Annotated in this window: 26 protein-coding genes and 2 pseudogenes; 17 read left to right on the top strand and 11 right to left on the bottom strand. The window is 69.1% G+C overall.

Translation table 11 applies throughout. The features are described 5' to 3' along the window. Positions 1 to 186 precede the first annotated feature (186 nt). A pseudogene (locus RR1_RS00475) lies at positions 187 to 747 on the top strand (DUF933 domain-containing protein); the annotation flags it as partial. 54 nt (positions 748 to 801) lie between these two features. Then, the gene (locus RR1_RS00470) at positions 802 to 1,338 is read left to right on the top strand and encodes a putative immunity protein (protein WP_010838602.1); all 537 of its coding nucleotides are present in this window, start codon (positions 802 to 804) and stop codon (positions 1,336 to 1,338) included. A 25-nt stretch (positions 1,339 to 1,363) separates the two neighbouring features. Here the strand turns inward: RR1_RS00470 and RR1_RS00465 are convergent, their stop codons facing one another. Beyond that, positions 1,364 to 2,026, bottom strand: coding sequence for an SgcJ/EcaC family oxidoreductase (locus RR1_RS00465; RefSeq protein WP_010838601.1), 663 nt, complete (start codon positions 2,024 to 2,026; stop codon positions 1,364 to 1,366). 75 nt (positions 2,027 to 2,101) lie between these two features. On the opposite strand from RR1_RS00465, the gene RR1_RS00460 reads away from it, so the two are divergent. From RR1_RS00460 to RR1_RS00450, 3 genes are all read left to right on the top strand, one after another. Beyond that, entirely contained in the window at positions 2,102 to 2,533 is a 432-nt protein-coding gene (locus tag RR1_RS00460; protein WP_169847010.1) for a MarR family winged helix-turn-helix transcriptional regulator, read from the top strand. Positions 2,534 to 2,566: 33 nt separating this feature from the next. Next, positions 2,567 to 3,031 (top strand): GNAT family N-acetyltransferase, encoded by a 465-nt coding sequence (locus tag RR1_RS00455; RefSeq protein WP_010838599.1) that lies wholly within the window; start codon positions 2,567 to 2,569, stop codon positions 3,029 to 3,031. Positions 3,032 to 3,228: 197 nt separating this feature from the next. Next, a complete protein-coding gene (locus RR1_RS00450) occupies positions 3,229 to 3,519 on the top strand; it encodes a hypothetical protein (protein ID WP_010838598.1) in 291 nt (96 codons plus the stop codon). Positions 3,520 to 3,547: 28 nt separating this feature from the next. Here the strand turns inward: RR1_RS00450 and RR1_RS00445 are convergent, their stop codons facing one another. After that, complete coding sequence (locus tag RR1_RS00445; protein WP_010838597.1) at positions 3,548 to 4,252, bottom strand: hypothetical protein; 705 nt, start codon at positions 4,250 to 4,252, stop codon at positions 3,548 to 3,550. 298 nt (positions 4,253 to 4,550) lie between these two features. Between RR1_RS00445 and RR1_RS00440 the strand changes: the two genes are divergently transcribed. Beyond that, positions 4,551 to 5,840 carry an HNH endonuclease signature motif containing protein gene (locus RR1_RS00440; protein ID WP_051111188.1) on the top strand — a complete coding sequence of 430 codons (1,290 nt, stop codon included), beginning with the start codon at positions 4,551 to 4,553 and terminating at the stop codon, positions 5,838 to 5,840. A 20-nt stretch (positions 5,841 to 5,860) separates the two neighbouring features. Here the strand turns inward: RR1_RS00440 and paaK are convergent, their stop codons facing one another. The 9 genes from paaK to RR1_RS00395 form a co-directional block, all read right to left on the bottom strand. Then, positions 5,861 to 7,165 carry a phenylacetate--CoA ligase PaaK gene (gene paaK, locus RR1_RS00435; RefSeq protein WP_010838595.1) on the bottom strand — a complete coding sequence of 435 codons (1,305 nt, stop codon included), beginning with the start codon at positions 7,163 to 7,165 and terminating at the stop codon, positions 5,861 to 5,863. Positions 7,166 to 7,246: 81 nt separating this feature from the next. Beyond that, positions 7,247 to 8,338: a 1,2-phenylacetyl-CoA epoxidase subunit PaaE gene (gene paaE, locus RR1_RS00430; protein WP_010838594.1), complete on the bottom strand. Its 1,092-nt coding sequence runs from the start codon at positions 8,336 to 8,338 to the stop codon at positions 7,247 to 7,249. A 1-nt stretch (position 8,339) separates the two neighbouring features. After that, on the bottom strand, positions 8,340 to 8,846 hold the full coding sequence (gene paaD, locus RR1_RS00425; RefSeq protein WP_040773618.1) for a 1,2-phenylacetyl-CoA epoxidase subunit PaaD: 507 nt from the start codon (positions 8,844 to 8,846) through the stop codon (positions 8,340 to 8,342). A gap of 2 nt (positions 8,847 to 8,848) precedes the next feature. Beyond that, positions 8,849 to 9,766: a 1,2-phenylacetyl-CoA epoxidase subunit PaaC gene (gene paaC, locus RR1_RS00420; RefSeq protein ID WP_010838592.1), complete on the bottom strand. Its 918-nt coding sequence runs from the start codon at positions 9,764 to 9,766 to the stop codon at positions 8,849 to 8,851. A gap of 9 nt (positions 9,767 to 9,775) precedes the next feature. Then, the gene (paaB, locus tag RR1_RS00415; protein WP_040773615.1) at positions 9,776 to 10,060 is read right to left on the bottom strand and encodes a 1,2-phenylacetyl-CoA epoxidase subunit PaaB; all 285 of its coding nucleotides are present in this window, start codon (positions 10,058 to 10,060) and stop codon (positions 9,776 to 9,778) included. Between the two features lie 32 nt (positions 10,061 to 10,092). After that, on the bottom strand, positions 10,093 to 11,067 hold the full coding sequence (paaA, locus tag RR1_RS00410) for a 1,2-phenylacetyl-CoA epoxidase subunit PaaA (RefSeq protein ID WP_010838590.1): 975 nt from the start codon (positions 11,065 to 11,067) through the stop codon (positions 10,093 to 10,095). Positions 11,068 to 11,191: 124 nt separating this feature from the next. Continuing rightward, positions 11,192 to 11,989 carry an enoyl-CoA hydratase/isomerase family protein gene (locus RR1_RS00405; protein WP_010838589.1) on the bottom strand — a complete coding sequence of 266 codons (798 nt, stop codon included), beginning with the start codon at positions 11,987 to 11,989 and terminating at the stop codon, positions 11,192 to 11,194. A 26-nt stretch (positions 11,990 to 12,015) separates the two neighbouring features. Beyond that, positions 12,016 to 12,867 (bottom strand): 3-hydroxyacyl-CoA dehydrogenase family protein, encoded by an 852-nt coding sequence (locus RR1_RS00400; protein ID WP_010838588.1) that lies wholly within the window; start codon positions 12,865 to 12,867, stop codon positions 12,016 to 12,018. Then, positions 12,864 to 13,640, bottom strand: a complete 777-nt coding sequence (locus RR1_RS00395; protein ID WP_051111195.1) for an enoyl-CoA hydratase/isomerase family protein — start codon at positions 13,638 to 13,640, stop codon at positions 12,864 to 12,866. Before RR1_RS00395 ends, RR1_RS00400 begins: the two co-directional genes overlap by 4 nt. Before the next feature lie 111 nt (positions 13,641 to 13,751). Between RR1_RS00395 and RR1_RS00390 the strand changes: the two genes are divergently transcribed. From RR1_RS00390 to RR1_RS00340, 11 genes and pseudogenes are all read left to right on the top strand, one after another. Continuing rightward, positions 13,752 to 14,363, top strand: coding sequence for a TetR/AcrR family transcriptional regulator (locus RR1_RS00390; protein WP_040773552.1), 612 nt, complete (start codon positions 13,752 to 13,754; stop codon positions 14,361 to 14,363). A 107-nt stretch (positions 14,364 to 14,470) separates the two neighbouring features. Continuing rightward, a complete protein-coding gene (gene paaZ / locus RR1_RS00385) occupies positions 14,471 to 16,555 on the top strand; it encodes a phenylacetic acid degradation bifunctional protein PaaZ (RefSeq protein ID WP_040773549.1) in 2,085 nt (694 codons plus the stop codon). A 79-nt stretch (positions 16,556 to 16,634) separates the two neighbouring features. Beyond that, positions 16,635 to 16,904 (top strand): EthD family reductase, encoded by a 270-nt coding sequence (locus tag RR1_RS00380; protein ID WP_307718143.1) that lies wholly within the window; start codon positions 16,635 to 16,637, stop codon positions 16,902 to 16,904. Between the two features lie 165 nt (positions 16,905 to 17,069). Further along, on the top strand, positions 17,070 to 17,546 hold the full coding sequence (locus RR1_RS00375) for a hypothetical protein (RefSeq protein ID WP_010838582.1): 477 nt from the start codon (positions 17,070 to 17,072) through the stop codon (positions 17,544 to 17,546). 345 nt (positions 17,547 to 17,891) lie between these two features. Then, positions 17,892 to 18,977, top strand: a complete 1,086-nt coding sequence (locus RR1_RS00370; protein WP_010838581.1) for a hypothetical protein — start codon at positions 17,892 to 17,894, stop codon at positions 18,975 to 18,977. 101 nt (positions 18,978 to 19,078) lie between these two features. Next, positions 19,079 to 19,966 (top strand): nucleotidyl cyclase domain-containing protein, encoded by an 888-nt coding sequence (locus tag RR1_RS00365; protein ID WP_143153641.1) that lies wholly within the window; start codon positions 19,079 to 19,081, stop codon positions 19,964 to 19,966. Beyond that, a pseudogene (locus tag RR1_RS23065) lies at positions 19,963 to 20,454 on the top strand (Mur ligase family protein); the annotation flags it as partial. The gene RR1_RS00365 and the pseudogene RR1_RS23065, both read left to right, overlap by 4 nt. Before the next feature lie 82 nt (positions 20,455 to 20,536). Beyond that, positions 20,537 to 21,319 carry a hypothetical protein gene (locus RR1_RS22705; RefSeq protein WP_010838579.1) on the top strand — a complete coding sequence of 261 codons (783 nt, stop codon included), beginning with the start codon at positions 20,537 to 20,539 and terminating at the stop codon, positions 21,317 to 21,319. Continuing rightward, positions 21,306 to 22,319: a poly-gamma-glutamate biosynthesis protein PgsC/CapC gene (locus RR1_RS00350; RefSeq protein WP_010838578.1), complete on the top strand. Its 1,014-nt coding sequence runs from the start codon at positions 21,306 to 21,308 to the stop codon at positions 22,317 to 22,319. Before RR1_RS22705 ends, RR1_RS00350 begins: the two co-directional genes overlap by 14 nt. A gap of 54 nt (positions 22,320 to 22,373) precedes the next feature. Further along, positions 22,374 to 24,443, top strand: coding sequence for a CapA family protein (locus tag RR1_RS00345; RefSeq protein ID WP_010838577.1), 2,070 nt, complete (start codon positions 22,374 to 22,376; stop codon positions 24,441 to 24,443). Further along, a complete protein-coding gene (locus RR1_RS00340; protein ID WP_010838576.1) occupies positions 24,440 to 25,330 on the top strand; it encodes a hypothetical protein in 891 nt (296 codons plus the stop codon). Before RR1_RS00345 ends, RR1_RS00340 begins: the two co-directional genes overlap by 4 nt. The last annotated feature ends 49 nt before the right edge of the window (positions 25,331 to 25,379 follow it).

Here is a 25,379-nt window from a genome sequence, read left to right as displayed (position 1 = left end):
CCTAGTACTCGACGATCCGATGGACCTCGACCCGTGCCGAAGTCGGCGCCGAGCAGCCGGTGCGGCCGAGGGCGCAGTAGGTGGCCCACTCCGCTGCGGGTAGCGTGGCGCGTTCTGCGAGCAAGCGGAGGCATGGGGCATGGGGGCGTCGTGGAGCTTTGCGACGTCGAGATTCTGCTGGTGCTGGGGCGGACGCTGTTCAGCGCGAAGGACTCGCTCGACTTCTCGTTGCTGCGCGAGCTCAACCTGATGACGACGAAGCCGTTCCTGTACGTCTTCAACTCGGACGAGTCGGTGCTCACGGACGAGGACCGCAAGGCCGAGTTGAAGGCGGCGGTCGCACCGGCGGATGCCGTCTTCCTGGACGCGAAGGTCTAGGCGGAGTTGCTCGAGCTCGACGACGAGTCGGCGCTCGAACTGCTCGAGTCGATCGGCCAGACGGAGCCGGGGCTGCATGCGCTGGCGCGTACGGGCTTCCACACTCTGGGCCTGCAGACGTACCTCACGGCGGGGCCCAAGGAAGCGCGTGCCTGGACGATCCACAAGGGCGACACCGCGCCGCAGGCGGCGGGCGTCATCCACACGGACTTCGAGCGCGGCTTCATCAAGGCCGAGATCGTCTCGTTCGACGATCTCGTCGAGGCCGGATCGATGGCAGCGGCCAAGGCCGCCGGCAAGGTCCGGATGGAAGGCAAAGACTACGTCATGCAGGACGGGGACGTCGTCGAGTTCCGCTTCAACGTGTAGTCGGTTGCGCGTCGGCATCTGCGCATTCGCCTGCCGATCGGCGATCATCGAGCGATGACCTCGATCCAGACTCTGGCCGATGCGGACAGGTGTGTGCTCGCGCGGTGGGCCGTCGCATGCGCCGAGCGAGTGCTCCCGGTGTTCGACGGCGATGCCGACGCATCGAGCACCATCGAGGATGCGGTTGCACGAACGCGTGCGTACAGCGCAGGGCGGAGTAACGCAGCCGAGGAGATCGGTCAGCGGATGGTCGCCGTGAAGGCGGCGAGTGCTGCGGTCACTCCGGCGGGCGCGGCCGCAGCGAGGGCGGTGGCTCAGGCCGCCGCCGTCGCGCACATGGGCGCGCATGCGCTGGGGGCCGCTGCGTACGCGGCGAAGGCGGTCTCGTTGGCAGCCCCCGACCGACATGAAGTGGTCGAGGCGGAGATTCGATGGCAGTTGGCGGAGCTGACCGAAGCGGAACGGGCGGTCTTGCGTCTGCTCCCGCCGCTCGGGTCCGATTCCGCTGGGCCGCTCGGCGTCGGACTGCTGTCCCGCGGAATCCTGGGCACGACGATCCGGGAGATTCAGGCGGAGATCGCGCTCGACTGAACTGTGCTCCGGTGTATGTCGTCGATCACCGCTCGGCGGCGGGCACCGTCTCGTCCATCCACCGGAACTGCACCTGCTCCATGAGCTTCTTGCGCTGCGTGTTCTGGAAGGCGGCGACCTGCCAGTCGTCGCCGTCGCGAATCATCGTGTAGGTCTGCACTTTGCTCAGTTCGCCGGGCGTGTCGCCGTCGTAAGTGTCTCCGCGGGTGGTGAGAACGGCGACGTCCTCGGTGAGGAGCCGCAGTGACAGGTAGCTGTCCGCGAGGCGGGTTCCGGACAGTGGCCCGTCGAACAGCGCTGCGTGACTGCGAACGATGTCCTCTCGTCCGTCGTAGTAGGTCCCTGCGAAGGTCGTGTACGTCGCGTTCTCGGTGAAGTGTGCGCCATAGGCGTCGGCGTCGTGCTCACCCCACGCGGAGGCGAGTCCTGCGAGGGTGTCGCAGATTCCGGCGCGCGCCGCTGCTTCGTCGGGCGGGCTCATCGTGCTGTCGGTGGGGACGTCGCGGCATTCGGTGGCGCCCGTCGCCGCGACCGCGGACCCCGACATCAACCACCAGTAACCGGCGCCTGCCACGAGTGCTGCTGCGGCGACTGCCGAGCCGACGCCGATCCACAGTCGTCGTCGTGGCCGATCGCGTTCCGTGTCGGGTGTGGGGTTCTCGTGAGCGGATACTTCGACGCGTGTCATCTGGCGTACCGTCCCTACGGTGAGTGGTGTTTGTATGTATGCAATAATTGCATGTATGCACAGAAAGAGTCAACGGTGAATCCCTCCGACATGACGCGGACCTATCGGACGTACCTGGCATCCGTCGTTCACTTCCACCTCGCGGCGGCAGAGGCCGGCGGTCTCGGGCCGTCGGATTACCAGGCCAGCAGCATGATCGACCTCGACGGACCACTGACCACCGGACAACTCGCCGAGAACCTCGGGCTCTCGCCCAGTGCGACGACCCGCGTGGTCGACCGCCTCGTCGCCGCAGGCATCGCGGAACGTCGGGTGGACCCCACCGACCGGCGGCGAACCGTCGTCGCGCACACGGGGCATCTGCCCGACGGGCTCGCCGAGTTGCTCGATCGGGTTCGTGGACCGATCGGCGAGGCCGTGGCGTCGCTGACCGAGGAGCAGCAAGAAGGGCTCGTCGCGTATTTTCGGGCAGCCATGGAGGCGTACACGGCGGCCGCGAGAGAGTAGGTTGAGTCGCCTGAGCGCAGCACGAGGTGGGGGATGACGGAGATATCGCGACTGGGAGTGTCCGACGCGGGTGAGATTCTGACGCTGCAACGCGCAGCTTTCGTGGCGGAGGCGCAGTTGCACGACGATCTCGCACTCCCGGCGCTGACCCAGACGATGGACGAACTACTCGCCGACCTGGCGAATCCGGCCGTGATCGTTCTCGGGATTCGCGTCGTCGGCCGGTTGGTCGCGTCGGCACGAATCCATGTGCGCGGCGATGTCGCCGACCTCGGGCGGCTCATGGTGGTGCCGGACCTCCAGGGGCGAGGGCTGGGGAGTCGGCTCCTGAAAGCGGTCGATTCTGTGCTTCCCGATTCCGTTCGCGGAGTCGAATTGTTCACGGGCTCACGGAGCGTGGGAAATCTTCGCCTGTACAGGCGCTTCGGCTTTCGTGAGACGGGGCGTGAATCGGCCGGGCACTACGATGTCGTCGCGATGAGGCGCGACATCGAGTGACCCACTGCCCAGTGTTGCGGGGTGTTGCTCCTCGCCCGGCGCCGCGGCACCGTGTGATCCCGGATTCGCATATGCGTCGTCGGTACGATTTCAAGGTCTCGTAATGCGAATTATCCTGGAAACAAGAGTTATTCGATGGATACCGGAACACTGGCGCTGCTGTGTACGGAATACCGCCGAAGAGGCGCACGATCCGCTTGTTCCCCGACTACGGCCACGACTGGCCGCTGTGGGAGAACTCGACGCCGACGGGGGACGCCGGTTACGCGACCGAACCGGACATCTACGGTCTCTCGGCCCCTCTCACCGTCGACATGGCATCGTGGCACAACTTCTGGGAACGCCACTTTCACCACGAGCGTGGATGGGATTGCGACGAGAGTCGCGAGAAGTGGCGCGTCGACGGCGACGACATCCTTGCTCGGCTTCGCGTGGAGGTCGCGGACTTCGCCGATGTGAAGTACGAGCCCTGGCCACTCGGTGGCTGAGCACGGCCGCCGCAGGATGTGCTTCGCCTCATGGCGGGGTTCCCGGGATTCCGGTCGCATCGATCGTCAACACGACGAAAAGCGGGGCGGTGACGTTGCCCGCCGGAATTCCGGCCTCGACGCGGCTGATCGTGGAGTATCCCTCGGGTACCCCGACCGCTACTCCGACCTGCTGGAGGGTGCCCCGCACGACGCCGGTTGCAGACGCGTGGTGCCCACGCTTGGTGATGCGCGGGTCGCCGAGATCGATGGACAACTGGCCACCGGCCGCAGGTACCGTCGCGCCGAACGACGATGCGGGGCCGGTGAGATACAGCGTTCGCCGGCGACGCTCGATCCGGGTGTGGTGAGCGGCGATGTCCTCGGTGGTCGGCTCGGTGCAGGCATCGACACGCAGCGTGGCGACGACGCCGGTGAACTGTCGCTGAACGTTGCCGCTGCTCCGTTCCCGTGGGAATCGCGGCACCGTGGGGACACGCCGGTAGCGGAGGCTTCCCGGAAGCATGTGCGATTCCCGCCCGTCGAGCCGGTAGAGCGCGGATCTCTCGTACAGGTCCGTGATCTCGCCGATGATCGACGGTGCAGGAATCTCGTCGTTGTCATGCCACGAGGCGACGACGAACAGCGACCGTGACCGAGGGTCGCCTCCGGCAGGGTCCCATCGCGCCGAACAGGTCGCGAAGCGAACGAGTTCGAGGTCTTCATCCCACTCGACGACGCCGGGTGCCGACATTCTCGGATCCCCGCTGTCGAGTGGCTGGGCGGTGAGAGTTGCAGCCAGTGGAGCGCCGACGGCGGGAACGGTGCCGCAGCAACCGTATTCCCAGAAATCGATGGATACGGACAGTGTCTCCGAAGGCGGAGAAACGCGGGTCATGATTCGCATCGGGTGCTGGACGCCGCGGCACGAACGCCGCGGACCCGATGTACCGGGACGGAACGGTAGCGCATCTCGTTGTGGTGCGGAAGGCCTCGACCTCGTCGATCCGGGTCGAGCGTCGTTGTCGGTGGGTGGTTGTAGTGTCGTACTCATGTTCGATTCGGGTGGGGGCGGCTCGGGAAACGAGCTGGTAGAGACATGGGGACTGGTCGAGTCCAAACGCGTGCTGGCGTGTGCGGAGTATCGGCAGATCCGTGTGATCGGCGGGTTCCACGCGGCACGCGTGGCGGCGGAAGCGAACGGTCCGGCGGTGATTCCTGGTGAGTCGGCAGCGAACGAGGTTGCGCTGGCGTTGGGGATGAGCGAGGGGCGGGTGTGGTTCGCGATCACGCTGTGCGAGGACCTCGATACCCGGCTGCCGCTCACGAATACCGCGTTCTCGGTGGGTGAGCTGGATCTGGCGCAGGTCCGCACGATCCATCACCTCCTGCAGAATCTGTCGGACGAGAAGGCCCGGATCGTGGAGGCTGCGTTGTTCGCGCGGGGTCCGATCGACAGGTTGCCACCGGCACGCTTGAGCGGGCGACTCCGGCGTTTGGTGGCGCGCTACGACCGCGACGGGTTCGCCGAACGCTCGGCGCGCGCGAAGGAAGAGCGGTACATCTCGGTCAAGCAGTGCGACGACGGGATGGCGTTCCTCTCGGGTGAGCTGCCGTCACTGGATGTGGCCACGGTCTGGAACCGGCTGAAGGAGATGGCGATCGGCGACGTGTGCGCCGGTGACGAGAGAACCATGAGTCAGCGTCATGCCGATGCGTTGGTTGCTCTCGCGGACGGCAGTGGGCGGCTCACGTGCGGCTGTGGACGCGACGACTGTGCGACCGCTGTTCCGGCTGCGGGCAAGCGTGGCCCGTTGGTGCAGATCGTCGTGAGCGACGGATCGTTCGGTGGTGGATTCACTGCTGGTACCGGCTCGGACGGTTCGGTGCTGGTCGGGTTCTTGCCGGGTGTGGGTCCGCTCGATCCCGAGACTGTACGTGCAGCGATCGCGCACTCGGCGACGCAGCGTATCCACGTCAGCGCGGTCGATCCGGTCGAGCCGGCACCGGACGTCGCGGCGTTGCGGTATCGCATCCCGCACTCGCTGGCGGACCGGATCCGGGCGCGTGACGGGGTGTGCCGCTTCCCGCACTGCCCGGTCCCGGCATCGTCGTGCGATATCGACCACACGATCCCGTTCGACCACGAGCATCCCGAGAAGGGCGGCAGGACGGAGGAAGCGAACCTCGCCTGCCTGTGTCGACGCCATCATCGCTGGAAAACCCAGGGCCGCATGGCCGTACAGCAACTCGGCGACGGGCTGCTGCGCTGGACCATGCCCGACGGGAAGGTCCACGACACCGAACCCGACTCACCCGCCTTCTGGGCAACCGGAGCCTGATCGGCGTATTCGGGATTCCCTCAGCCGGTAGGCCGATTGTCGATGAGGCGCCGCGCTTTTCCGATCGAGCGTTCGAGCGAGGTCGGTTCGAGAACCTCGACAGCGATGGTGACGCCGATCCGGTTCTTCACGAGCTTCTGCAGCGACGCGGCGGCGGCGGCGTGGTCCTCGTTGGTGGCCTCGCCACGCGCTTCCACGCGCACCGTGAGTGTGTCCATACGTCCTGGTCGAGCGAGAACGCACTGGAACTGCGGCGCGAGCGCCGGAATCGTGAGGATGAGCTCTTCGATCTGAGTGGGGAAGAGATTGACGCCGCGAAGAATGATCATGTCGTCGGTGCGGCCGGTGATCTTCTGCATCCGCCGCATGGTGCGCGCGGTTCCGGGAAGCAGTCGCGTCAGATCCCGCGTGCGGTACCGCACGATGGGGAACGCCTCCTTCGTGAGCGAGGTGAACACTAGTTCGCCCTCTTCTCCGTCGGGAAGTACGTCACCGGTCACGGGATCGACGATCTCGGGGTAGAAGTGGTCCTCCCAGATGTGAAGTCCGTCCTTCGTCTCGATGCATTCCATCGCGACACCCGGGCCCATGACTTCGGAGAGTCCGTAGATGTCGACGGCGTCGATCGCGAGTTGCTGCTCGATCTCCACGCGCATCTGCTCGGTCCACGGCTCTGCACCGAACACTCCGGTGCGCAACGACGTGGCCGCAGGGTCGATGCCCTTCGCGACCATCGCATCGACGAGGGTGAGCATGTAGGACGGCGTGACCATGATCGCGTCGGGTCGAAAGTCCTCGATCAGCTGGACCTGCCGGTCGGTCATGCCGCCCGACATCGGAATCACCGTCGCGCCGAGGCGTTCTGCTCCGTAGTGCGCGCCGAGGCCACCGGTGAACAGTCCGTATCCGTAGGCCACGTGGACCTTGTCGCCCGCGCGCACCCCAGCGGCGTACAGGCTGCGGGCCACGAGGTCAGCCCAGTGGTCGAGGTCGCGCGTGGTGTAACCCACGACGGTCGGTCGGCCCGTCGTTCCGGACGACGCGTGGATACGTGAGATCTTCTCGTGTGGCACGGCGAACATTCCGTACGGGTAGTTCGCTCGCAGATCGGCTTTCGCAGTGAAGGGGAACTTCGCGAGGTCGGCGAGATCGCGGAGATCCGACGGGTGCACGCCTACGGCGTCGAACGACGCACGGTAGTGCGGGACGTTGTCGTAGGCGTGCTGCAGCGACCATCGCAACCGGTCGAGTTGGAGGGCGGAGATCTCGTCGCGGGACGCGTGTTCGATCGCCCCGATGGTGGGGCGGTCCTGCACCGTGGTCATGGGGGTTACTCCTCGTGCTGCTTCAGGGGCTGGCGCTGGGGGTTCGGGAGAGCCGGGACTCGGCGGGAGCATCGCGTCGGGTCACGCGTCGAAGTCGATGGTGACGGCGTCACTGGTGGGCAGCGTCTGGCAGGTGAGCACGAACCCGTCCGCCACCTCGTCGTCCTCCAGTGCGAAATTGCGGAGCATGTCGACCGTGCCCGCGGTGACCTTCGCGCGGCACGTGCCGCACACCCCTCCCTTGCAGGCGAACGGCAGGTCCGAGCGGACCGACTCGGCGGAGTCGAGCACCGCCTGATCGCGCGGCAGCGGATCGGTGGTGGTGCGTCCGTCGAGAACGATCGTGATCTCGCTGACAGGGCCTTCGGTGCCGGGCTCACGGACGATGTCGCGGATCGGTGCCGTGTCCTCGACGTAGAACAGTTCGTGGTGGATCGCGCTCGTGGCGACGCCGGCGGCACCGAGGACCTTCTTCGCGTCGCTGATCATCCCGAAGGGTCCGCACAGCCACACGTCGTCGATGCTGCTCACGGGGACGACGGCGTGGAGGATGTCGCGGAGCCGGTCGGCGTCGAGGCGGCCGCTGAACAGTTCGACGTCGCGAGGTTCGCGCGAGAGGACGTGAATCACCTCGAAGCGAGTGCCGTAGCGGTCCTTGAGATCTGCGATCTCCTCGGCGAACATCACCGATCGCGTTCGGCGGTTGCCGTACAGCAGGATGACGGTCGAATCCGACTCGGCGAGAAGTGAACCCGCAATCGACAGGATCGGCGTGATGCCGGAGCCGGCGGCGACGAGCAGATGCACCCCCGACGCGGTGGGATCCGCTGCGAACGTGCCGCCGGGCGGTGCGGCGTCCACGGTGTCACCGGTCCGGAGTTCCTCGACGAGCCACGTCGACAGCACCCCGCCTGGCACCTGCCGGACGCCGACACGAGGCGGTGCGCCGACGGGCGAGCAGATCGAGTACGTCCGCCGGTGCTCGACCCCGTCGACGGTGCGCCGCAGTGTCAGCGACTGTCCGGGGAGAAATTCGAAATCCGCGGTGAGCTCCGCGGGAACGTCGAACGTGACCGCGACGGCGTCGTCGCACAACTGCTCGACGTCGGCGACCGTGAGCGTGTGGAACTCGCGCGACAGCTGCCGAGTCCGGGTCTTCTCGACGGTGGTCATGTCAGATCTCCTTCACGTGGTCGAACGGCTCGAGGCACGAGCTGCACGTGTAGTGGGCTTTGCAGAGCGTGGCCCCGAACTCCGAGACCAGGCGGGTCTGCGTCGAACCGCAGCGGGGGCATGCCACCGCTCGCGGACGGACGGTCAGGGTCAGCGGTACGGGGCCGGCGGACGGGCGTGGCACGGGTCCCGGCGCCGAGTAGCCGGCCTCGTGGAGTTTGCGCAGTCCCGTCTCGGTGATCCAGTCGCTGCTCCACGCCGGTGTCAGCGACGTGTCTACGCGAACGTCGCGGTAGCCGCCCTCGGTGAGCACGCGCGTGATGTCGTCGCGCATCGTCGCGAGGGCGGGGCAGCCGGAGTAGGTGGGCGTGATGGTCACGACGACGGCCTCGTCGTCGACGTCGACGTCGCGCACGACACCCAGATCGGCAAGGGTCAGCATCGGCATCTCGGGGTCGAGGACGGCGTCGACGAGTGTTCGCGCGTCGGTCCGGGTGGGCGAGATCATCGTCACCACGTCCCCTCCGGGTGTGCTCGCGCGATCGACTGCATCTCGGCGAGCAGACGTCCGAGCGATTCGGTGTGGATGCCGGAGCGACCGCCGCGGCCGCCGACGGTGCCGATCGACGCGGTCTCGCACAGCTCGAGCTCGGCCGCGTGCAGTACGCGCCCCAGCACCGAATCGAACTCGGGACGCACGGTGGCGGGGTCGACGCCGACTCCGGCGTCGGCGAGTGCGAGCTCGTCGGTCGTGGGCGTGAACAGTTCGTCGACGAACGGCCACACGAACCGGAAGCCGTCGGCCATCCGGCGACGCGACTCGTCCGTTCCGCAGCCGAGCACCACGACCCACCGTGCGGCGTAGTCGCGGTGATATGTCAGCTCCTTGACACTCTTGGCGGCGACAGCGGCGAGAACGGGATCCCGGGAGGTCCGCAGTTCCGCGAACACCGCGAGCCGCCACGTCGACAGCACCAGGCAGCGTGCGATCGTCCGCGCGAAGTCGCCGTTGTCGAGTTCGCACAGCCGGACGCAGCGGAACTGCGTCTCGGACCGGAAGAACGCCAGTGCGTCCTCGGCCGGGGCGGGCGACGTCTCGGAGACGGCCGGCACGACACCGGGATCCGCGGCGGCCGCGCGGGCGAGCAGGAGCCGCGCCTGTCCGAGCAGGTCGAGCCCCATGTTGGCCAGCGCCATCTCTTCTTCGAGCTCCGGTGCGCGCGAGCACCATTCGGACAGCCGATGCGCCGAGATCAGGGCGTCGTCACCGAGCGCGATGCAGTACCGTGCCAGGGCCGGCAGGTCGACGTCGTGCGGGACCGTGGTGTCGACGCCGGCGAGCGGATCGTCGAAGATGGTGCCGAACGCCCACTGCCCGTGGGCTTCCTCGTCCAGCAGCGCGCCGTGGGGATTGTCGTGGTCGGTCATCGCAGAGCCTCACATGTGGGGAATGGTGTCGGGGATGTCGTAGAAAGTCGGATGACGGTAGACCTTGTCGCCGCTCGGCGCGAAGAAGGGGTCCTTCTCCGCCGGGCTCGACGCGGTGATGTCCGCCGCCCGCACCACCCAGATGCTCACGCCCTCGTTGCGACGCGTGTAGACGTCACGCGCGTGACGCAGCGCCATGTCGTCGTCGGGGGCGTGCAGGGATCCGACGTGGACGTGGTTGAGGCCCCGCTTGCCGCGGACGAAGACCTCGTACAGCGGCCACTGGGCTTTCACGGGAGCGGTCTCCGTGGTGTTCTCGGGGGTGTTCACGACTGCGCTTCCTCTCGTTGCCGGTTCGCGAAGGCGACTGCGGCCGCTCGGACCCATTCGCCCTCCTCGTGTGCTGCACGGCGATTCGCGACGCGCTCGACATTGCACGCACCGTTGCCCCCGATCACCGCCATGAACTCGCTCCAGTCGGGTTCGTCGAAGTCGTGGTGACCGCGCTCGGCGTTCCACACGAGCGCTGGGTCGGGGAACGTCACGCCGAGTGCTTTCGCCTGCGGAACGCTCATGTCGACGAAGCGCTGACGAAGTTCGTCGTTGGTGTGGCGCTTGATCTTCCACTGCATCGACTGTTCCGTGTTCGGTGACCGGTCGTCGGGCGGCCCGAACATCATGAGAGCGGGCCACCACCAGCGGTCGACGGCCTCCTGCACCATGTCTCGTTGTGCCTGGGTGCCGCGCATCATCGACATGAGCAGCTCGTAGCCCTGCCGCTGATGGAAGGACTCTTCCTTGCAGACCCGGATCATGGCCCGGCCGTACGGGCCGAAGCTGCTGCGGCACAGCGGGACCTGATTGCAGATCGCCGCGCCGTCCACGAGCCATCCGATGACGCCGACGTCGGCGAACGTGAGGCTCGGGTAGTTGAAGATGGACGAGTACTTCTGTTTCCCCGAGATCAGCTGATCCGTGAGATCGGCTCGGTCCGCGCCGAGAGTCTCGGCGGCCGAGTACAGATAGAGGCCGTGTCCCGCCTCATCCTGCACCTTGGCGAGCAGAATCGACTTGCGGCGCAACGACGGCGCGCGCGTGATCCAGTTGCCCTCGGGCTGCATGCCGATGATCTCGGAGTGCGCGTGCTGCGCGATCTGCCGGATCAGCGTCTTGCGGTAGCCGTCGGGCATCCAGTCGCGAGGTTCGATCCGCTGATCGCTCGCGATGGTGTCGTCGAAATGCTGTTGCAGTGCGGATGCGTCGGCGGCCAGTGGGTCGCCCGACGGTGTCGCCGTTGTCATGTGACCTCGATTCGGTGGAGAAGACGGAAGCAGGACGCCGGGCCGATCAATGCCCCCGAAAGCAATGCCCCCGAAAGCAATGCCCACGAAAGCAATGCCCACGAAAGCAATGCCCCACGAGAGGTCAATGCCCCACGAAGGTGGGACGGTCCTTGGTGAGGAACGCCTCGACCGCGGTGGTGTGATCGGCGCTGGCACCGAGCAGTTCCTGCGCCGTGCGCTCACGTTCGAGAGCGTCGGGCAGCCCGGGAGTGGTGGCCCCCAGGAGTGCTTTCACCTGTTCGTAGGCGGCGGTGGGGCCGTGCGCGAGGCGCTCCGCGAGGGTGCGCGCGGTCTCGTCCACGGTGTCGTCCGGGACGACGCGGTGGACCAGGCCCCACTCGAAGGCGTCGGCGGCGCCGAAGCGGTCGCCGAGCAGCATCAGGCCCGCGGCCCGGCTCGCGCCCACGGCGCCGACGAGGGTGTGGCTGAGCCCGGAGTCGCTCGCGAGCCCGATGCCGGTGAAGGCGGTCGAGAAGGTCGACGACTCACCGGCGACGCGAATGTCGCCGGCGAGGGCGAGTCCGAGCCCCGCGCCCACACACGCGCCGTGGATCGCGACGACGACCGGGACCGCCACGGCGGCGAGGGCGCTGATCAGCGGGTTGTAGTGCTCGCCCACCGTCGACATCGCCGTCGACGGGTCGGCGCGCAGTCCCTCGACGTGTTCGCCGAGATCCTGGCCCACGCAGAAGTGCCTGCCGTCGGCGGCGAGCAGAACGGCACGGACGTCCGGGTCGGTGCCGACCCGATCGATCGCGGCCGCCAGCGCGGTCTTGGTCGCGACGTCGAGGGCGTTGGACGCGTCCGCACGTGCGAGCGTCACGGTCACCAGTCCGTCGGTGATCTCCACCGCCACGGGGTGGGTGAGCTGTGTGGTCATCGTGTTCCTCCCGAGTCCGGAGTCGTTCAGTCGTGGAATCCCCGGCCGCTCTTGCGGCCGAGCTCGCCGCGTGCGACCTTGTCGCGCAGCAGTTGTGGTGGTGCGAAGCGGGGTCCGAGAGTCGCGGCGAGATGGTCGGCGATCGCCAGCCGCACGTCGAGACCGACGAGGTCCGTCGAGCGCAGCGGTCCCATCGGGTGCCGGTAGCCGAGCTCCATCGCACGGTCGATCGAGGCGGCGTCGGCGACACCCTCCTCGAGCATCCGGATCGCCTCGATACCGAGTGCGACCCCGAGGCGGCTGGTGGCGAACCCGGGGGAGTCGCGGACGACGACCTCGACCTTGCCGAGCAGGTGAACCCATGCGATGGCGCGATCGGCGACGTCGCTCGACGTCACCGGCGTCGTGACGATCTCGACGAGTTCGGAGACGGGAACCGGATTGAAGAAGTGCATCCCGAGGAATCTGCTCGGGTCGACGAGAACCGAACCGAGTTCGGCGATCGACAACGAACTGGTGTTGCTCGCGAGCACCGCGGTCGGTGCGACGACCTTCTCCGCCTGCGTCAGGACGTCGATCTTGAGGCGTGCGTCCTCGGGCACGGCTTCGACGACCAGGTCGGTCTCCGCATCGATATCGGCGGGCGACGCGACCGTGCTGACGCGGGCGAGCACGTCCTCGGGCGAGGCGTCCTCGAGCTTGCCTCGTTCGGCGGCGCGGCGCAGACCGGTCGCGACGCGGTTCGTGGCGGCCTCGCGGTCGCCCGATTCGGCGATCTCGATGCGGCTGCCGATGGTCGCGAACACCTGCGCGATTCCGGCGCCCATGCGTCCACCGCCGATCACGGCGACGCGGGCGGGGTACTGGGTGTCGGTCATGCTCTCTTCTCCAGGAAGGCGGTCATGCGGTCGTGCTTGTCCTCGGTCTCGAAGAGCACGGCCTGTGCGATGTCGTCGGCGAACGCGTGGGTGCCGGGAGCGTCGAGGATCGTCTTGGTCAAGCGCAGCGCCAACGGCGACGACCGAAGGATCCGGTCGACGACGACGTGGGCGGCGTCGATGTGCTCGCCCGGTTCGACGACCTCGGCCAGCAGTCCGAGCTGCAGCGCGGTCTCGGCGTCGAGGACTCGGCCGGCGAGCAGCATCTGCTTCGCCACGGACGTCCCCACGAGGCTCGGGAGGCGGTAGTTCGCCCCGGCAGCGGCGAGAATTCCCAGGCCAGGCTCGGGATTGCCGAACCGCGCCGTCGTCGTGCCGATACGGATGTCGCAGGCGTAGGCGAGTTCGGCACCGCCGCCGAGCGCCCAGCCACTCACCGCGGCGACGGTGGGGAGCGCCAGCCGGGCCACACGGTCGAACAGGGTGCGGTTGATGCCGGCGAGCGCATCGCTTCGGGTACGGGCCCGGAGCTCTGCGATGTCGGCGCCCCCGGCGAAGTGCTCGCCGGTGCCCGTGAGCAGCAGCGGCTTCGGGTCAGCCTCGATCCGCGCGCACACCTCGTGCAACTCGGCGATCATCGCGGCGTCGATCGCGTTGCGTCGTGCCGGCCGGTCGAGTGCGACGACGACGCGGTCGCCGAGATCGTCGAAGGTGAGTGTCTCGAAGACGCCGGTGGCGCCTCCGACACTCGGAGCGAGAGTCACCTCACTCATCGGCTCATCCTTGTCGTGGATCACACTCAATTTATAACCGAACATTCGGTCAGTATCAAGACCGGATGCGATGTGCTGGTGCGGCGAGGCCGCGTGGTTCAAGATGGCTCCATGACATCGGCACGCGCGGAACGGCGGCCGGGGCGACCCGGCAGGCCCGGGTACGACCTCGACTCGCTCCTGGCGGTCGCCGTCAAGGTCTTCAACGACAAGGGCTACGACGGCACCAGCATGGAGGTGCTCGCACAGCGGCTCGGCATCACGAAATCGGCGATCTATCACCACGTCTCCGGCAAAGCGGAACTCCTCGACCTCGCCCTCGCGCGCGCGCTCAACGCCCTGTTCGCCGTGACGACCGAGGAGGGCGCCACCTCGGGGCCGGCGATCGACCGGCTCGAGTATGTGGTCCGTCGCAGCGTCGAGGTGCTGGTCGCAGAGCTTCCGTACGTGACGCTGCTGCTTCGGGTTCGGGGCAACACCGAGGTCGAACGCAAGGCGCTCGCGCGGCGGCGCGAGTTCGACACCTTCGTGAGCGAGCTGGTGCAGAGCGCCGCGGACGAGGGTGACCTGCCCGGCGCCGCCGATCCTGCGCTCGTCGGCCGACTCGTGTTCGGCATGGTCAACTCGATCGTCGAGTGGTACCGGCCGAGGGCGGGTGCGTCGGCCGACGAACTGTCCGCAACGGTCGCGGCGATCGTGTTCGAGGGGCTGCGTCGCTCCTGATCGTGTGTCGCGAACGAGGTCCCCATCACGATGCCCTCTTGACATGCGCAGGGTCACTCCCCGACAGTAATTACTGACCGAACGGACGGTAAGACGGGAGACGAGACGTGAGTCGCATGCTGCAGAGCTACGTTCAGGGGGGCTGGCACACGGCGCCCGACGAGGGACGGCCGTTGCTCGGCGCCGTCGACGGCCGGGAGATCGCGAGGATCTCGTCGACCGGGGTGGACGTCGCCGGAGCGATCGAGTACGGACGGACGGTCGGCGGCCCCGCCCTCGCCGCGATGACGTTCCACGAGCGTGCGGCGGCCCTCAAGACGCTGGCGCTCACCCTGATGGCCGGCAAGCAGGAGTTCTACGAACTGTCCGCCGAGACCGGCGCGACCGCACGCGATTCCGGCGTCGACATCGACGGCGGATTCGGCACGCTGCTCAGCTACGCGAGCAAGGCTCGTCGTGAATTGCCCAACGACACCGTGTATCTCGACGGCGCGCTCGAAAAGCTCGGCAAGAAGGGGACCTTCGCCGGGCAGCATGTCTACACGACGCGACGAGGGGTCGCCGTGCAGATCAACGCGTTCAATTTTCCCGTCTGGGGTTTTCTCGAGAAGCTCGCGCCCGCCTTCGTTGCGGGTGTGCCGTCGATCGTGAAGCCGGCCAGCCCGTCCGCGTTCCTCACCGAGCTCGTGTTCCGCCGCATCGTCGAATCGGGACTACTGCCCGAGGGATCGGTGCAATTGCTCTGCGGCAGCGCCCGGGGCGTCCTCGACCACCTCGGTGAACAGGACTCCGTCGCGTTCACCGGCTCGGCCGACACCGCCGCGATGCTGCGCGCACACCCCGGCGTCGTCTCGGGCGTCGTCCGGTTCAACGGCGAAGCCGATTCGCTCAACGCCTCGATCCTCGGCCCCGACGTCACCGCGGGCAGCGAGGAGTTCGAGCTGTACGTCGAGCAACTCGTCACCGAGATGACCGTCAAGGCGGGTCAGAAGTGCACCGCGATCCGTCGCGCGTTCGTGCCCGAGAATCTCGTCGACGACGTCGTCGACGCGGCCTCGCGTCGGCTGAGCGAGGTCGTCGTCGGCGATCCGAGGGTCGAGGGCGTCACGATGGGCGCTCTCGCGAGCGTCGATCAGCGGGACGAGGTCCGGCAGTCGGTGCGCGCCCTGAGCGCGACGGCGCGGATCGTGTACGGCGATCCGGACTCGGTCGACGTCGTCGGCGCAGACGCCGCGACCGGGGCCTTCCTGTCGCCGATCCTGCTGCGCTGCGACGACCGCGACGCGACCGAACCACACGACATCGAGGCCTTCGGGCCGGTCAGCACCGTGCTCGGCTATCGCGACGCCGCGGACGTCGTGGAGCTCGCCGCGCGAGGCAAGGGCAGCCTCGTCGCCTCGCTCGTCACGGCCGACCCCGTGATCGCCCGTGAGATCGTGCTCGGGCTCGCGCCGTATCACGGTCGCGTCCTCGTGCTCGACCGCACCGACGCCCGCGAATCGACGGGGCACGGCTCACCGCTGCCGGTCCTCGTCCACGGCGGACCGGGGCGCGCCGGCGGCGGCGAGGAGCTCGGCGGTATCCGCGGGGTGCTGCATCACATGCAGCGCACCGCGATTCAGGGTTCGCCGGATGTGCTCACCGCGGTGGGACGCCGCTGGGTGCCCGGCGCGACGCGCACCGAAGGCGACGTGCACCCGTTCCGCAAGAACCTGGGTGAGCTGACGCTGGGCGACACGATCGTCGCGGGCCCTCGGCGAGTCACGCGCTCCGACATCGATCACTTCGCAGAGTTCACCGGCGACACCTTCTACGCCCACACCGACCCCGAGGCCGCCGCGGCCAATCCGCTCTTCGGCGGCATCGTCGCCCACGGCTACCTCGTCGTGTCGCTCGCGGCCGGACTGTTCGTCAATCCCGCACCGGGACCGGTGCTCGCGAACTTCGGCGTCGACGGCCTGCGCTTCCTGACGCCGGTCGCCGCCGAGGACGAACTGACGGTCACCCTGACCGCGAAGCAGATCACGCCACGGACGAACGCCGACTACGGCGAGGTGCGGTGGGACGCGACGGTCACCAACCAGAAGGGCGAGGCCGTCGCCGAGTACGACGTCCTGACGCTCGTCGCGAAGCCCGATGAGAACGAGGACGCCGCGGCCGCCGATCAGCAACTGGTGGGCGCGCAGCGATGACCGCCCAGCTGTGCATCTGTTACGGGCGCCCGGACGATCCCGCGGCGTTCGACGAGTACTACCGCACGACGCAGCGCCACTGGCGGCGAAGGTTCCCGGACTGCGGCGGCTGACCTGGGGCCCGTGCGAGTCGCTCGGGAATGCCGAACCCCCGCATCACATGATCGCGTACATGGAGTTCGGGAGCGACGACGACCTCGCCGCCGCGCTCGGGTCACCCGAGATGAAGGCGGCAGGACGGGACCTCCGGGAGTTCGCGACCGGCGGGACCACGATGTTCACGCAGCGTCTCGTGGACGTGGACGTGGACGTGGACGTGGACGTGGACGTGGACGTGGACGGCGGCTGAGGGCCGGGATCCTGCGCGATCCTGCGGAATCCGCCTGCGGCGCCCTGCCGGTGTGCCACGGTCGAATCCATGACCGGAGATCCGGCAGTACCCCCGAACGGGCCAGCAACTGCGAGCGGAAGCGAGGACCGCCACCCGAGCGCGCGTGATCGGTCCCGTGCACTCATGCGCAAGGGCGGGCTGATTCTCGGCGCCGTCGTCCTCGCCGTGATCCTGTACTTCATCCTCGCGGCGTTCCTGCCGAGGTGGTGGGCGGGTGTCATCGGCCGTAGCGTCGACGGCTCGTTCGGCCGGGGCATCGGGACGGGGCTGGCGCTCGGCCTGGTCTGCACGCTGGCGCCGCTCGTGCTCATCGGCTTCGCCGTGTTGTACCACGGGCGCCTCCGCAACCTTCCGACACTGATCCTCGCCGTCCTCGGCGTCGCGCTCGCGGTCCCGAATCTCCTCACGCTGACCGTCGTCCTCGGCGGCGGAAACGGCGCACACGCGGGCCAGCGCATCTTCGACGTCGAGGCGCCCGGCTTCCGCGCCGCGTCGCTGTGGGGTGCGATCATCGCCGTCGTGGTGGCGATCGCGCTCGCGTTGTTCGTGTGGCGTTATCGCCGCCGGGGCAGCGAGCTGCGGCGCACTCGAGACACCTGAGCCGAGCTCGTCCAAGCCTGTAATACGCACGGGCAGTGGGTATTACGACGTCGTGATGCTCCGATATCTTCTCGTGACAAGTATCACGGCCACGAATTATTCGGACGAATCGCCGCCCGAATCGTCCCGCTCGGGACGCAGTGTGTTCGGGCGCAACGGATTCCGAAATCGTGCCGTTGTCACTCCGTTTCGGTCCGAATGGGGCCGCCGCCAGGCAACGCGGCGGCCGTCCGATTCGGGATCGCCACCGGCACAGTGGTTCCGTGCGACGCCATATCGCGTTCACCTCCGACTGCTTACCTTCGTTGCAGCCCACACCCGATTCCACTGCACGAAGGGCAGAGCATGACGACACCCACCCGGCGCGGACCCGAGGAGGGCGACGCCTGCCTCACCGTTCCCCTGCGCGCCGTCGGCGCGGGAGACGCCGCGTCGACGCAGGCCACTTCCACTGAGGACCCCCTCCCGGAACCCGACCCCCTCCCACAACCCGACCCCTTCTGCGAGCGCGTCGCCCGCGTCGCGGCGTCGACTCTCGGCGCGCCCGTCGCCTACGTCTCGATCGCGAGCGAGCGCGGCGACGTCCTCGCCGGCGCCGTCGATCGCGAAGGTTCGCGTCCCCGTCATCCCGCCGCGATCGAGGGCGTCGTGACCGTCGCGGAGCACGAGTTGCGCACAGCCGACGGGACCGTCGTGGGCACTCTCGCCGTGGCCGACCGCGTAGAACGCGCGTGGGACGACGGCGACTACCTGCAGCTCGCCGAGCTCTCGGAGCTGCTCGTCCCGCAACTGGACGACGGCATCGCGGAGGCCGAGCTCACCGAATCCGCGCCGTCGCACGACGACATGGCGCTTCTCGCGGATGCCGTCCTGACGCTTGCCGATCACGCCGAGACGAGCAACGATCCCGTGCTCGTCCGGTGCGGCGCGACGGCGCCGCGGCGGCTCGGTTCGGTGCTCGCGGCAGTCCCCGTCCGCACGTCACCTCGCAGCGACGAGCGGGTCTTCGACATGCGGTTCGCGGTCGGCCGCGCACTGCGGGAGGCGGAGTTCGTGACGGGCCGTCACGTCCTCGCCCGGCTCGCCCACGGAGCGTTGATGGTGCATGGCGATCAGTTCGCGCTCGAACGCGCCGTCCGTCACGCGGTGAGCTCGCTGCTCGACCACGCGCGCTCGGGTCCGGTCTCGGTCGGCCTCGAGCCGGACGGCGCCTACGCGCGACTGTCCTTCGCGTGCGGGAACTGCACGTGGTCGGCCGCCGAGGTGGCTCGCATCGCGGCCGACTTCGATTCGGCGGCCGGCACGGCCTGCGGCCCTGCGACCCTGCGCGTCGACGCGCGCGGCGTCACCGCGATCAGTCCGTCCTTGCAGGTGACGACGGGTGGGCACGGCACGTCGATTCTCGTGAACAGGATGCTCGCCGGTGGATGAGGTCTCGTGGGTGGAGCCGGCACTGCGCGGGCTCGCCGCGACGGGCGTGTTCGCGGTCGCCTTCGCCGCCGCACGGCTTCGGTGGAAGCGAGGTGAACGCGATGAGTCGGCCCGGCCGGGTGACGTGGGGCTGGACTGACCTGCACACGGGCATCGCACTGTGCGTCGCGCTCGCGGCGCTCGCCGGAACTCTGGGCGGCGCGCAGTCGGGCGGCCTGCGCGTCGTCGTTCTCGTCGCGGCGGTCGCCTGCGTCGCCCTCGCGTCGGCGTTCGACGGTTTCGCCGGCGTCGTCGTGGGCCTCGCAGCGGCGACGGGAGCGGTCGTCGCGATGCGATACCTGAGCGAGTGGGGCCGCGAGATGTTCGTGTCCGCGGCCGCCACCGCGGCATGCCTCGTCGTCCTGGGGTGGACGTCCGGCGTCGTCGGAACGCGAATCCGGACCCGGCTGCGCGCCGCGGATTCGGCGGACGACGCGCTGGGCCCCGCGTTCGGCTCGCTGGGGATGCTGGGGGAGGAGTGGGCCCTTCCCCGGCTCGACGACGAGATCATCCGCGCGCGTGGGCATCACCGCGACCTCGCCCTGCTCCTCGTCCGTGTCCACCCGACCGACCCGGCGCTCGACGACGCCGCACGTTCGTCGCTGTGCCGGTCGGTGGCACGTCTCGTCGAGAGCCTGTCGCGCGACGCGGACGTCCCGTTCACCCTGGCGGACAGCGAGTTCGGTGCGATCCTCCCCGAGACGTCGCTCGCGGCGGCGTGGGGCGTCGCGGGCCCGATCGTCGACGCGGCGCGGCGCTCCACGTTCACCGATCGCGCCACCGGAGCGAGGCGCGGCGTCGCCGAGTGCGCCGAGGTTCGTGCGGGTCTGGTCGCGCTCTCCGATCACACTGTGTACATCGAGCACACCGCGAACAGCGAGACCACCGAGGATGCCGCCGCGATGCTGCGTCGCGCGAGGACTGCGCTCGGCGGTGAGGTGCGGGCATGACGCGGTCGTTCCTCGCGCTCGCCTTCCTGACGCTGGTCGGCGTCGCGCTGCTGCTGTACTGGCGCATCGCGATTCGCGCGCATCAGCGTCGTCTGCGGCAGCTCGACGTGCGCGTGCACGTCAACGGTATTCGCGGCAAGTCCACGGTGACGCGGCTCGTGGCCGGCGTCCTGCGCGAAGGCGGCTACGTCACCGTCGCGAAGACGACGGGCAGTGCGGCACGAGTGATCGGGCCCAGTGGCGAGGAGACCCCGATCTTCCGCCGCGGCGCAGCGAACATCAACGAGCAGATCGACGTCGTCGCCGAGCACGTCCGGGAGGACGTCGAGGCGCTCGTCATCGAATGCATGGCGGTTCGCCCGCTCTACCAGCAGTATTCGCAGGAGTACATGGTGCGGTCGGACATCACCGTCATCACCAACGTTCGTGAGGACCATCAGGAGGAGATGGGGGAGACGCTCGAGGAGATCGCCGATTCGATGTCGGTGACGATCCCGCGCGGCGGCATCGTCGTCACGGCGGAGGATCGCGAGCACCTGCGCGAACGGCTCGCCCAGCGCACGCGGCTCGGTGCTGGTCTACGCCGATCCCGAGGCGGTGTCCGACGAGGACATGCGCGGATTCGACTACCTCCAGTTCAAGTCGAACGTCGCGATCGGGCTCGCGATCGCACGACTCACCGGCGTCGGCAGGCGGACAGCCCTCGAGGGCATGTGGAAGTCGGTGCCCGACGTCGGCGTCGTCCGGTTGCGCTCCTACGACATTCGCGGCAAGCAGGTGCTGTGGGTTCCGATGTTCGCGGCCAACGACCGCGAGAGCGTCGTCCTGACCTTCGAGACGTTGAAGGCCCAGTTCCCGTCCGGCGCAACGGTGATCGGCATCCTGAACAACCGGCGAGATCGAGGCCGGCGAGCAGAGTTGTTCGCGCACATGGTTCCCGACGATCTGTCGGATCACCTCGACCACGTCGTCACGTTCGGTGCGTACGAGGACACCGTGACCAGAACGATGGTCTCGCGCGGCTACGCACGCGAACGGATCCATCACATGGGCGAGACGGTGCAACCCGACCTCGACCGGATCCTGGACACGGTTGCGGGTCTCGTCTCCGGTCCCACGGGCGTGCTCGTCGGGATGATCAACATCCACACCGACCAGGCGGAACTGCTCATCGAGCACTTCGAGCAGCTGCGTGGCGACGACCATCACGACGAACTCGACCTCTCCCGCGATCCGCGACGGGCACCCGCCGGTGCGGCCCGGCTGCGGCGCGCCGACGCACACCGCCGCTTCGCCGCGCTCGCGTCGCGGGCCCACGAGACGGAGACGGGCGGGCTCGATGCTCGAGTATGACTTCGCGCCGGAGGTCGTCCGAGTCGCGTTGGTGATGGGCATCGTGCTGAGCATGCTCTTCTACGAGCAGGTGCAGCTGACGACGGGCGGCGCGATCGTGCCCGCTTATCTCGCCCTCAGCATCACGGCCCCGCTGGCGATCGTCGTGACGGTCGGCGTCGGGTACCTCACCTACCTCCTGGTCAGTGTGGTGCTCGCGCGCCGCATGATCCTCTACGGCCGCCGCAAGTTCGAGTGGGAGATGCTCGTCGGCCTCGCGCTGATCCTGCTGTGCACGATGATCGCGGGCGCTCTCGGCCGGTTCGATCCGGTGTGGTTCGCGCTCGCCGGCATCGGGTTTCTCGTGCCCGGCATCGTCGCGCACGACATGTCGCGGCAGAAGCCGCTGCGCACGGTCGCCGCGATCGCTGCGACGACACTGATTCTCGTCGTGTTCCTCGTACTGTTCTCGTCGCTGATGTCGATCGCGCCGGGTCCGGACAGCAGCGACACCGTCCAGTTGGCAGGCGTTCTCGGCTACCCGCGGGAGCTCCTGCTGCTCGCCGTCGCGCTGAGCGTCGCCGTCGGAATGCTCGTGTTCGCGAAGCTGGGCCTGCGTTCGGGTGGCTTCATCACCGGCGCGTACCTCGCGCTGGTCGGGCCACGCTGGCCGGATCTGCTGTTCGCGATTCTCGTCGCGCTCGTGACGCGGTTCGTCGTCGTGCATCTGCTGATGCCGAACCTGCTGATCTTCGGCAGACGCAAGCTGTCGACGATGGTGCTCGTCGGGGCGCTGGTGGCCTGGGGCGCAGAGCTTCTCGTGACGTGGGCGACGGGCGGCGACTACGTCCCGTGGCGAGGACTGACCGTCGCGACGCTCATGGTTCCCGCGCTGCTCGCGAACGACGCGCAGCGGCAGGGCTGGGAACGCACGATCTGGGGCGCGGGTCTGACGGCCTGCGGGGTGTACGCGGGCACCAACTTTCTCGCGGCCGCGGGGATCGCGCTGGGTCTGCTGTGACGGCGGGCACGCGCCGGCAGGACGACGGACGAGCAGGCGAAGGACGAGCGAACCATGAACGGCGAGAGCATGTTCCGAAGAGATAGTCACGGCTGGCTCGCGCCTGCGGTGGCGACCGTCGTCGTGCTCGGGGTGGGGGTGGCCGCGGCGGCGTATCTGCCCGGTCGCGCGGGCGCAGGTGGCGACGACGCGATGCGCGGGACCGTCGTGGACGAAACGGGCGCGCCGGTCGCGGACGCGACGATCCGCGTGGGCGGTCATCTCGCCAGGACCGACGCAGACGGGATGTTCGCGCTGCCCACGGAGCGTCCCGGACTCGCGTCGGCGCAGGCTCCGGGGCGGCTTGCCCGCACCCAGGCGGTCTCGCCGGGCGAGCCGACGAGAATCGAACTCACCTCGGACGCGGATGCATCGGCCGCGTTGCGCTTCGGCGGTGACGTCTCGTTCGCGCCCGCCGACGGGGCGGCCGACCCGGGCACGGCGGGGGATCACGCCGACGCCCTCGCCGCCGTGGCGCCGTTGCTCCAGGATGCCGACGTCGCTGTGGTGAATCTCGAGACCCCGCTCGTGACGGCCCCACCCGATCCCGTTCCGCCACGCCGCGCGCCGTTCCATCCCACCAAGGCGAGTGTCGTCGCCTCCGCTCCGGAAGCGGCTCAGGCGCTGCGCATCTCGGGTGTCGACGTCGTCTCGCTCGCGAACGATCACGTCTTCGACGCGCTCGAATCCGGAGTGGACAGTACGGTCGCCGCCCTCGACCTCGCGGGCGTCGCGCACTTCGGCGCGGGCAGAACCGCGGACGAGGCGTGGCAGCCGGCGATCGTCCGGCTCCCGTCGGGCTCGGTCGCCTTCGTCGGCTGCACGACGGTCGACGGCGACCAGCACGAGATCCCGTACGTCGCGCGGGACGATCGTGCCGGAGCCGCCGAGTGTTCGACGACGCGGATCGAGCGCGCCGTGCGCGATGCGCGGGAGGCCGCCGACACCGTCGTCGTCGTGCTCCACGGCGGCGTACAGGGCGAGCGCGAGCAGTCGCCGACGATCCGCCGGATGGCCGACGCCGCGGCGCACGCGGGTGCGGCGATCGTCGTGGGTGGCCATCCGCGGGTGACCGGCGGACTCCGCACCGTGGGCGAGACCGTGATCGCCGAGTCGACCGGGACCCTGCTCGACGCCGCGGCGGCGTGGTCGTCGGTGCCATCGCATCTCGTACGTGTCGACGTGCGCGGTGGTGCGGCCGTGCACGCCTCGGCGGATCCACTCGTCCTCGTCGGCGGACGGCCGGTTCCCGTGACGGGTGCGCTCGCGGACTCGGCGTCGCGGATCGCCGCCGGCAGCGTCGACGGCGCGGCGCGCCTGATGGGTGCCGGAGCCGAACTCGCCCCGACTCTTCCTGCTCCTGTCCGTCAGGCCGCGCCCCGCGTGCCCCCGGGCGAGCCGCGGCGCCTCGGGCCGGGATGGTTCGTGGCGTCGGCGGGCCCCGGTGTCCGCGTCGGAACCGACCTGCTGTGGGGCTCGGGACGTTTCGACGACGCCGCGCCGGCGCCGGGCGACGCGGCGGGACTGTGGGAACTGGGCGACGCAGCACGCACGACGCCGACGGCGGGGTGCGCGGGGGACGGGCTCGAACTCGTCCGCAGCCCGCTCAGCACCGAGGACGTGTACGCGACGCCCGCCGGGCGCGTCGACGTCGCTCGGGGACAGCACCTCTCGTTGCTCGCCGACGTGCGCTCGGCGTCACCCGGATCGATCCTCGAGATCCGGTGGTACGACGGCGCGAGCGGACACAGCATCGGCTCCGACGACATCGCGGTGCCCGAACGCGACCGGACGAGCGGCGGATGCGCGGAGGTGCGGCTCGACGCCGTCGTCCCGCCCGGCGCCGTCGCGGCACAGCCGTTCGTCCGGCTCAACCCGCCCGGCGACGCCGTGAGCGGACCGCGGCTCGCCGTCGACGACGTTCGGCTCGTCTCCTGGGCGCCCGAGGGTTCGGCGGGCAGGCGTTTCGATACCGTCGAGACGACGCGATCGGTGACCGTCGCCGTGACCGGTGACGCCGAGGGCCCGGCCGAGCCGTTCGCCGACGAGGCGACGTGGTCGCGGCAGGAGGTGACCGGCTCGTGAGTTCACGCCGCACGGCCTGGTGCGGCCTCGCCGCGGTGTCGGTGGGGGCGCTCGTGCTGTCGTGCGCCACCGGGTGCGGGTCGGAGGAGCCGGAATCGCTCGACGCACTGGTCGCCCGAGTCGTCGACGCCTCACCCGGCCGCGCCGACGAGTACACACCGCCGTCGCGCGCCCACGCTCGGGAGATCGCCGCCGGCGTCGTCGACCTCCTGACGGCGGGCGGCGCCGACGTCTCGTCGCACGAGGCGGTGGCCGTCGCGGCGTCGGGTGGCTCGGGCGAGTCGTTCCGCGCACTCGTCGAACGCGGCGATCCGATGCGCGGCGACGGCCTCTACGTCGTGCGGCCGCCCGAGTCGTCGCCCGCGCCGCTCGTCGTCGAGGCGCCGCACCCCGTCGCGGACCTGCACAGCGAACACCTCGCGGCGGCACTGTTCGAGCAGACCAGGGCCCGCGCGCTGCTCGTCGCCGGTGCGCATCGCACGGCCGGCGACGGAGCAGGCGACGCCGCGCACCGCGCCGACAGCGCCTTCGCCGCGGTCGACGGCGCCCTCGTGGACGCGGCGACCACGGTCGTCCAGGTGCACGGATTCGGCAGCGGAAACCACGACGACATCGGCGAGGTCGTCCTGTCGAGCAGTACGCCCGAGCCGTCGCCGACCGTGCGGCACCTCGCCCGGGTACTCGGCGATCACGGGTTCACGACCTGCGTGTACGACGGCCGCGCGTGCGCCGCACTCGGCGCGACGACCAACGTCGAGGGAGCCGCGGCGCGGGCCGTGGGCGCCGACTTCGTGCACATCGAGGTCGACGAGCGGATCCGCGGCGACCGGGGCATCCGCGACGCTTTCGTGCGGATCCTCGCGGAGGCGCTGGAATCGGCCGCCTGACCCGACCACCACCGCGCACACTGGACCGGCAGGCGTTCCGCAGTGGCGA

This window comes from Rhodococcus rhodnii NBRC 100604, from assembly GCF_001894925.1.
GTDB lineage: Bacteria > Actinomycetota > Actinomycetes > Mycobacteriales > Mycobacteriaceae > Rhodococcus_F > Rhodococcus_F rhodnii.
Note: the sequence above shows the minus strand (reverse complement) of the source record. Positions and strands in the feature narration are given on the sequence as shown.